The organism is Haloactinopolyspora sp., from assembly GCF_027324685.1.
In the GTDB taxonomy this organism is placed as follows: domain Bacteria; phylum Actinomycetota; class Actinomycetes; order Jiangellales; family Jiangellaceae; genus Haloactinopolyspora.
In genome coordinates, this window is record NZ_DAHVSH010000095.1 from 94,521 (window position 1) to 102,563 (window position 8,043).

An 8,043-nucleotide genomic window follows, 5' to 3' on the forward strand; every position below is an offset into this window, starting at 1 on the left:
GCCGGGACTCGGCCGGCCCGGGTCGCGGGCTGCCGCGTCGAGTCAGGTGTTGAAGTACTTGGCCTCCGGATGATGCACCACGAAGGCGTCGGTCGACTGCTCCGGGTGGAGCTGATGTTCGTCGGAGAGCTTCACCCCGATTCGTTCCGGCTCGAGGAGGGCGACGATCTTCTCCCGGTCCGCCAGATCGGGGCATGCGCCGTACCCCAGAGAGTAACGCGCACCCCGGTAGCCCAACCGGAAGAACTCGGTGACGTCGTCGGCGTCCTCGGCGGACACCGGGACGTCGCCGTCGAAGCGGAGCTCTTCGCGCACCCGGCGGTGCCAGTACTCCGCCAGCGCCTCGGTGAGCTGCACGCCCAAGCCGTGCACCTCGAGGTAGTCGCGGTAGGAGTTCGACGCGAACAGCTCGCCGGCGAAGTCGGCGATCGGCTGGCCCATGGTCACCAGCTGCAGCGGCAGGACGTCGACCACGCCCTTCTCGACGGCGAGCTCGCGGGAGCGGTAGAAGTCGGCCAAGCACAACCGCCGGTCGCGGCGCTGCCGGGGGAAGCTGAACCGGTGGACCTCGGCGGCGTCGGGCGTCGGCGACTCCAGCACGACCAGGTCGTTGCCCTCGGAGACCACCGGGAAGTACCCGTAGACGACGGCGGCGTGGGCCAGCACACCCCGCGTGGTCAGCTCGTCGATCCAGGCCCGCAGCCGCGGCCGTCCCTCGGTCTCGACGAGCTCCTCGTAGCTCGGCCCGTCACCGCCCTTGGCGCCACGCAGGCCCCACTGGCCGAGGAACGTCGCGCGCTCGTCCAGCATTGCCGAGTAATCGGCCACCGGGACGCCGCGCACGACCTTCGAACCCCAGAACGGCGGTGTCGGCACGGGGACGTCGGCCGCCACGTCGGACCGACCGCCCGGCAGCTCGTCGGCCGGCTCCTGCTGCTCGCGGCGAGCCTCAGCGATCTTCTTCGAGCGTTCTCGCCGCGCCCTGCGCTCGGCCCGCTTGGCCTCGACCTCGGGGTCGGCCTCGATGACCCCGCCCTTCTTGCGGGCCATGACCGAGTCCATCAGGCGCAGGCCCTCGAACGCGTCGCGGGCATAAGAGACCTCGCCCTGGTAGATCTCGGCCAGGTCGTCCTCGACGTAGGAGCGGTTCAACGCAGCACCACCGAGCAGCACGGGCCAGCTCTCGGCCACGCCGCGGGCGTTCATCTCCTCGAGGTTCTCCTTCATCACCACCGTCGACTTGACCAGCAGCCCCGACATGCCGATGGCGTCGGCCTGGTTCTTGTCAGCAGCCTCGATGATGGTGTTGATGGGCTGCTTGATGCCGAGGTTCACGACGTCGTAACCGTTGTTCGACAGGATGATGTCGACGAGGTTCTTGCCGATGTCGTGGACGTCGCCCTTCACGGTGGCCAGGACGATCTTGCCCTTGCCGCTGGAGTCCTCCTTCTCCATGTGCGGCTCGAGGTGGGCCACTGCGGCCTTCATGACCTCGGCGGACTGCAGCACGAACGGCAACTGCATCTGGCCGGAGCCGAACAGCTCGCCGACGGTCTTCATCCCCGACAGCAGGGTGTCGTTGACGATGTCGAGCGGCTTGCGCTCCTTCATCGCCTCGTCCAGGTCGGCTTCGAGACCGTTGCGCTCTCCGTCGACGATCCGCCGCTCGAGCCGCTCGTTCAACGGCAGAGCGGCCAGCTCCTCGGCCCGCGACTCCTTGTTCGACGACGCCGTGGCCCCTTCGAACAGCTCCATGAACTTCTGCAACGGGTCGTAGCCCTCACGCCGCCGGTCGTAGACCAGATCGAGCGCGACCTCGCGCTGCTCGTCGGGAATCCGCGCCATCGGCAGGATCTTCGACGCGTGCACGATGGCCGTGGTCAACCCGGCCTCGACGCACTCGTTGAGAAACACCGAGTTGAGGACCTGGCGAGCGGCAGGGTTCAACCCGAACGACACATTGGACACACCGAGCGTGGTCTGCACGCCGGGGTACTTCTCACGCAGGGTCCGGATCGCCTCGATGGTCTCGATCGCGTCTCGACGAACCTCTTCCTGCCCGGTGGAGATGGGGAAGGTCAAGGTGTCGACGATGATGTCCTCGACCCCCAGGCCCCAGTTGGTGGTGAGATCCTCGATGAGGCGCTCGGCCACCCGGACCTTCCACTCCGCCGTGCGGGCCTGGCCCTCTTCGTCGATACACAGCGCCACGACCGAAGCACCGTGCTCGGAGGCGATGGTCATCGCGCGCTGGAACCTGGAGCCCGGACCGGCGCCGTCCTCGTAGTTCACCGAGTTGATGACGCACCGGCCGCCGATGCGCTCCAGGCCCGCCTCGATGACCTCGGGCTCGGTGGAGTCCAGCATGATCGGCAGGGTCGAGGCGGTGGCGAGCAGGGAGGCCAGCTGGGACATGTCCGCGACACCGTCGCGGCCGACGAAGTCGACGCACAGGTCGATCATGTGCGCGCCTTCGCGGGTCTGTGCCCGGGCGATCTCCACGCAGTCGTCCCACCGCTCCTCGGCCATCGCCTCGCGGAAGGCCTTCGAGCCGTTGGCGTTCGTCCGCTCACCGATCATCAGGACAGTGGCGTCCTGCCGGAACGGAACGGACTGGTAGACCGACGAGACCGACGCCTCGTACTTCGGCTGGCGAGTGGCCGGCGACGCGTCAGCGATCGCGTCGACCACCGCACGCAGGTGCTCGGGCGTGGTGCCACAGCAACCGCCGACCATCCGGGCGCCGTAGTCGTTGACGAAGCCGGTGAGCGCCTCGGCCAGTTCGTCCGGCTGCAGCGGGTACACCGCGCCGTCCTTACCGATCTCGGGAAGCCCGGCGTTCGGCATCACTGAAATCGGCACCTGGGCGTTCTGCGACAGGTAGCGCAAGTGCTCACCCATCTCAGCCGGCCCGGTGGCACAGTTCATGCCGATCATGTCGATACCGAGGGGCTCCAGGGCCGTCAGCGCCGCACCGATCTCACTGCCGACCAGCATGGTGCCGGTCAGCTCGACGGTCACCTGGGCCACGATCGGCACTGTGCGTCCCTCGGCGGCCATCGCCCGCTTGGCGCCGAGCACGGCGGCCTTGGTCTGCAGCAGGTCCTGGCTGGTCTCGACCAGGACGACGTCGATACCTCCGGCCAGCATGCCGCGCACCTGCTCGATGTAGGCGTCGCGGATGTGGGCATAGCTGACGTGACCGAGCGTGGGCAGCTTCGTCCCGGGTCCGACCGAACCGAGTACGAACCGAGGCTTGTCAGCGGTGGTGAACTCGTCGCACACCTCTCGCGCCAGCCGGGCGCCGGCCTCGGCCAGCTCGTAGATCCGGTCCGCGATGTCGTACTCGGCCAGGTTGGCCCAGTTGGCGCCGAACGTGTTCGTCTCGACGAGGTCGGAGCCGACCTCGAGGAAGCCGCGGTGCACCGAACGCACGACGTCCGGCCTCGTGACGTTGAGGATCTCGTTGCACCCTTCGAGACCGTCGAAATCGTCCAGGCTCAGGTCGTGAGCCTGCAACATCGTGCCCATGGCACCGTCGGCCACGAGTATCCGCTCGTTCAGGGCATCCAAGAACGCCGATGACTGCACCGTGCTCCTTTCAGTGGGCCTACTCATCATCATCGCTGATCAACCCGTTGTTAGGAACGGTTTGAGCTCGGCGCCGGATTCCTCTCCGTACGCATCAGCCAGGCGCCGGACGAAGGCGTCAGCGTCGATGCGGTATTCCTGTGGCCCGAGCGTCTCGAGCACGGTGGTCGCCAGGAGGCAGCCGAACTGCAGCGACCGCTCGATCGACAGTTTCCAGGACTGCGCTGCGAAGAACCCGACCCGGAAGGCGTCGCCGATACCGGTGGGATCGACTTCCTGCTTGGCCGGCACGCTGGGAACCGTGACCGGGTCGGCATCACGCGTCTCGTAGCGCACGCCGGCGGCACCGAGCGTGGTGATCCACGTGCCCACCTGGGCCAGCACGTCGTCGCGCGTCCACCCGGTCTTCTCGAGCAGCAGCCCGGCCTCGTACTCGTTGGTGAACAGGTACGCCGCCCCGGGCACGAGCTTGGCGACCTCGGTGGCCTCCATCCGGGCGATCTGCTGAGAGAAGTCCGCGGCGAAGGGCAAGCCGAGCTCGCGGCACTGCTCGGTGTGCTGGATCATGCCCTCGGGGTCGCTCGCCCCGATCAACACCAGGTCGAGTGCACCGGCCTGGTCGATGACCGACGTCAACTGGATGTTGCGCGTCTCGGACATGGCACCGGAGTAGAACGACGCGATCTGGTTGTTCGTGCTGTCGGTGGTGCAGAGGAATCGCGCGGTGTGCTGGGTGTCGGACACGTGCACCGCGCGAGTGTCGACGCCGTGTTGGTCGAGCCAGGCGCGGTACTCGTCGAAGTCCGCGCCCACGGCACCGACCAGCACGGGGCGCAGGCCGAGGCTCCCCAACCCGTACGAGATGTTGCCGGCGACGCCGCCCCGGCGGACGTCGAGGCGGTCGATGAGGAAGGACAACGACACCTGCTCGAGCTGGTCGGCGACGAGCTGGTCGGTGAACTTCCCCGGGAACACCATCAAGTAGTCGGTGGCGATCGATCCGGTCACTGCGATTCGCACGGGCGAGCCTCCTCAGGCTGTCTGGCCTACGGTCACGTCTGGCGGTCGGGGCCGGGGTGGCGTCAGACGCGGGCCGCCTCACGCAGCTGCTCGACCCGGTCGGTGCGCTCCCACGGAAGGTCCACGTCAGCGCGGCCGAAGTGGCCGTAGGCCGCTGTCTGAGCATAAAGCGGGCGGAGCAGATCCAGGTCACGAACGATGCCACCCGGGCGCAGGTCGAACACCTCTTCGATGGCGAGCTGGATCTTCGCCGGGTCCACGGCCTCGGTGCCGAACGTCTCGACGAACAGACCGACCGGAGCAGCCTTGCCGATGGCGTAGGCGACCTGGACCTCGATGCGCTCGGCCAGCCCCGCGGCCACCGCGTTCTTGGCCACCCACCGCATGGCGTACGCCGCGGAGCGGTCCACCTTGGACGGGTCCTTGCCCGAGAACGCGCCACCGCCGTGCCGGGCCATGCCGCCGTAGGTGTCGACGATGATCTTGCGACCGGTCAGGCCGGCGTCGCCGACCGGGCCGCCGGTCACGAACCGACCGGTCGGGTTGACCAGCAGGCGGGTGTTCGACGTGTCGAGCTCGAGGCCCTCGACCTCCGGCGCCATCACCTGGTCGCGAATGTCGACGGTGAGCATCTGCTCGAGATCGATGTCGGCAGCGTGCTGGCTGGAGACGACCACGGTGTCCAGGCGCACGGCGCGCTCGCCGTCGTACTCGACGGTCACCTGGGTCTTGCCGTCGGGGCGCAGGTACGGCAGGGCGCCGTTCTTGCGCACGTTGGTCAACCGGCGCGACAGCCGGTGGGCCAGCGCGATGGGCAGGGGCATCAGCTCAGGGGTGTCGGAGCAGGCGTAGCCGAACATCAGGCCCTGATCGCCCGCGCCCTGCGCGGCGATCTCGTCGGTCGAACCTTCGACCCGCTTCTCATGAGCGGTGTCGACGCCCTGCGCGATGTCCGGCGACTGCGCGTCGATGGCGACGTTAACACCGCAGGAGTCGCCGTCGAATCCCTTCGCCGAGGAGTCGTAGCCGATCTCGAGGATGCGATCGCGCACGATCTGCGGGATGTCGACGTAGGCCTCGGTCGTGACCTCACCGGCGACGTGGACCTGCCCGGTGGTGATCAGGGTCTCCACCGCGACCCGCGACTTCGGGTCGCTGGCCAGCAGCGCGTCGAGGATGGAGTCGCTGATGGCGTCCGCCATCTTGTCCGGATGGCCCTCGGTCACCGACTCGCTGGTGAACAGTCGTCGAAATGTCATCTGGCAGTCATCCTTCGCATGCTCGGGCGCTCACTGCGCTCGGTCGTCGTGTCGTCCGGACCGGCGTGCGGTCCGTGGCCGCAATCCCTGCGACACCAGTTGCGCTTTCATGTCACCGCCTGCTGGCGGGTTCCACTCGTCGACCGGTGGCGACCCGACACGAGTGTGACTCGCGCCGGCCGCCACCGTCGACCACGTGGGGTCAGCCTCGCGCCGTGAAGATCCCCCAAGCCAGGTTGCCGGCGTTGCCACCGTCGACCCAGTGCCGCAGGCCGGTCTTCATCCGGTCCAGGTACTGGTCACTCACATTGCCGGCCAGCTCGTCGGCACGGCGCTCGGTCTCTTCGAGCACACGCTGGTAGTGCCGGGCGAGATTGGCGGTCTGGTCGTTGAACTCGACGTCGGAGAGGCCCAGGCGGTACAACTCACGCTGGTAGAACGACGGCGAGGCCATCGTGTCCAACTGCAGCCGCTGCAGGATCGGCGTCAGCTTGCCCGTCGGGCACCCGTCCGCGGCCATCGGGTCGGTGAAGATGACCTGACCACCGGGCTTGAGGACCCGGACCACCTCTTCGAGCACCCGCACGCGCTCTCCGCTGTGCAGGAAGGCGTCCTGCGACCAGACGACGTCGAAGGCGTTGTCTTCGAAGGGCAGGTCCTCGAACGACCCGTCGACCACATCGATCAGGTGCTCCAGACCCTGGGCGCGGTTCAGCTCGCGGTTGCGGTCGTTCTCGACCTCGCTGAGGTTCAAGCACGTCACCTGAACGCCGAACGTCTTCGCCAGGTAGCGCGCCGCGCCGCCGAACCCGGCACCGACGTCGAGCACCTTCGTGGACGAATCGAGCTCGACCGCCTCGGCCATCGTGGCCACGGTGCGGCGGCTGGCGACCCCGATGTCCTCGTTCTCGTGCTCGTACGTGCCGACGTGGATGTCTTCGCCACCCCAGACGATGGCGTAGAAGTTGTCGGCGTCGGAAGAGTTGTAGTAATCGCGAGCGGTGTGCACCGCCGTCGAGTACAGGTCGGTCAGTTCGTCATCGCGACGGTAGGCCTTCTCGGCCACATGGATGAAGAAGTCCGGGTCGTCGTCGGCGTACGTTTGCTGAAAGTCGCCGAACGTCTCCACCTTCTGGAAACCGACTTCGCGCATGAGACGACGAACGTAGTCCTTGCGCAGCGGGTACATGTTGAGGTGGTATTGCGAACCGTCATCCGAGAATTTGTAGACGAATCGCGCCAGCCCCTCGTCCACATATTCCGGCTCGGCGGAAACATCTTCGCCGCAGTAGTAATATGTGTGCTTACTCGAGAAGCCGGCGTCAAGAATCGAGTCGTAATTGCGCTGATCGAGAATCAACACACCGTCGTGCTTGAGCATCGCATAGAATTCCGCGAGTGCTTTACGACGGTCGCGTTCAGAGAACAGGTGAGTGAAGGAATTACCGAGACAGACGATGGCGTCGTACTCGCCATGCACGTCGCGGTTGAGCCAGCGCCAGTCTGCGTGGACCACGCGCAGGATGTGCCCGCCGTACTCCAGGCCGTTGGCGAACGCCTTGGCGAGCATCTCCGGACTGCCGTCGGCGCTCACCGTCTCGAAGCCCTCTTCGAGCAGCCGGACCGAATGGAAACCGGTGCCGGTGGCGACGTCGAGGACCTTGCGAACACCGCGCTTGCGCAATTGATCGATGAAGAAGGTGCCTTCGCTCTCCCAGCGCTTCTTCCAGTCGATCAGTGCATCCCACTTCTCGACGAAGCCGGTGACGTACTCCTCTTTGTAGTGGTCGGTGGTTCGGACTTCGAGTGGATTGCTGCCGAAGTCTTGGTCGGTGCCGCCGCGGTCAGCAGATGACTCATCCAGCGACGGCGCATGGTCGAGGCCTACCTGTTCGCTTCCGGGCATACAACACTCCCACGTGTTCGCGCGGCAAAATTACACATCGTGACCGGCGCGTCATTGCGCCGATACCGGTCCGCCGGCACGTCAGGAACCGCAGAATAAATGCCCGCGGCGCAGGCGTTCATGAGCCCGCACATGGCCCGACAACCGTCGACTCAAACTGGCGGCCACCAGCGGTACGCCTGAGGACCTCGGCCTTCCGGCGGGTCCAACGTACCACCCACTAAGTTAAGGGGTCTGAATCGAGATAGCAAGATCTGGGTTATTTTC

The 8,043-nt window shown here is 66.6% G+C and carries 4 protein-coding genes; all 4 read right to left on the reverse strand.

Annotated elements, in window-relative coordinates; translation table 11 throughout:
• Positions 1-42: 42 nt before the first annotated feature.
• On the reverse strand, positions 43-3,591 hold the full coding sequence (metH, locus tag M6444_RS10925) for a methionine synthase (protein WP_298326837.1): 3,549 nt from the start codon (positions 3,589-3,591) through the stop codon (positions 43-45).
• Positions 3,592-3,630: 39 nt separating this feature from the next.
• Entirely contained in the window at positions 3,631-4,611 is a 981-nt protein-coding gene (locus tag M6444_RS10930; protein WP_298326839.1) for a carbohydrate kinase family protein, read from the reverse strand.
• 62 nt (positions 4,612-4,673) lie between these two features.
• Positions 4,674-5,870 carry a methionine adenosyltransferase gene (metK, locus tag M6444_RS10935; protein WP_298326841.1) on the reverse strand — a complete coding sequence of 399 codons (1,197 nt, stop codon included), beginning with the start codon at positions 5,868-5,870 and terminating at the stop codon, positions 4,674-4,676.
• A 202-nt stretch (positions 5,871-6,072) separates the two neighbouring features.
• On the reverse strand, positions 6,073-7,776 hold the full coding sequence (locus M6444_RS10940) for a class I SAM-dependent methyltransferase (RefSeq protein WP_298326843.1): 1,704 nt from the start codon (positions 7,774-7,776) through the stop codon (positions 6,073-6,075).
• Positions 7,777-8,043 lie beyond the last annotated feature (267 nt).

What these genes read in the sequence shown, in the direction of transcription:
- metK (WP_298326841.1), bottom strand. Translation starts at nt 5,870, where the DNA reads ATGACATTTCGACGACTGTTCACCAGCGAGTCGGTGACCGAGGGCCAT.
- M6444_RS10940 (WP_298326843.1), bottom strand. Translation starts at nt 7,776, where the DNA reads ATGCCCGGAAGCGAACAGGTAGGCCTCGACCATGCGCCGTCGCTGGAT.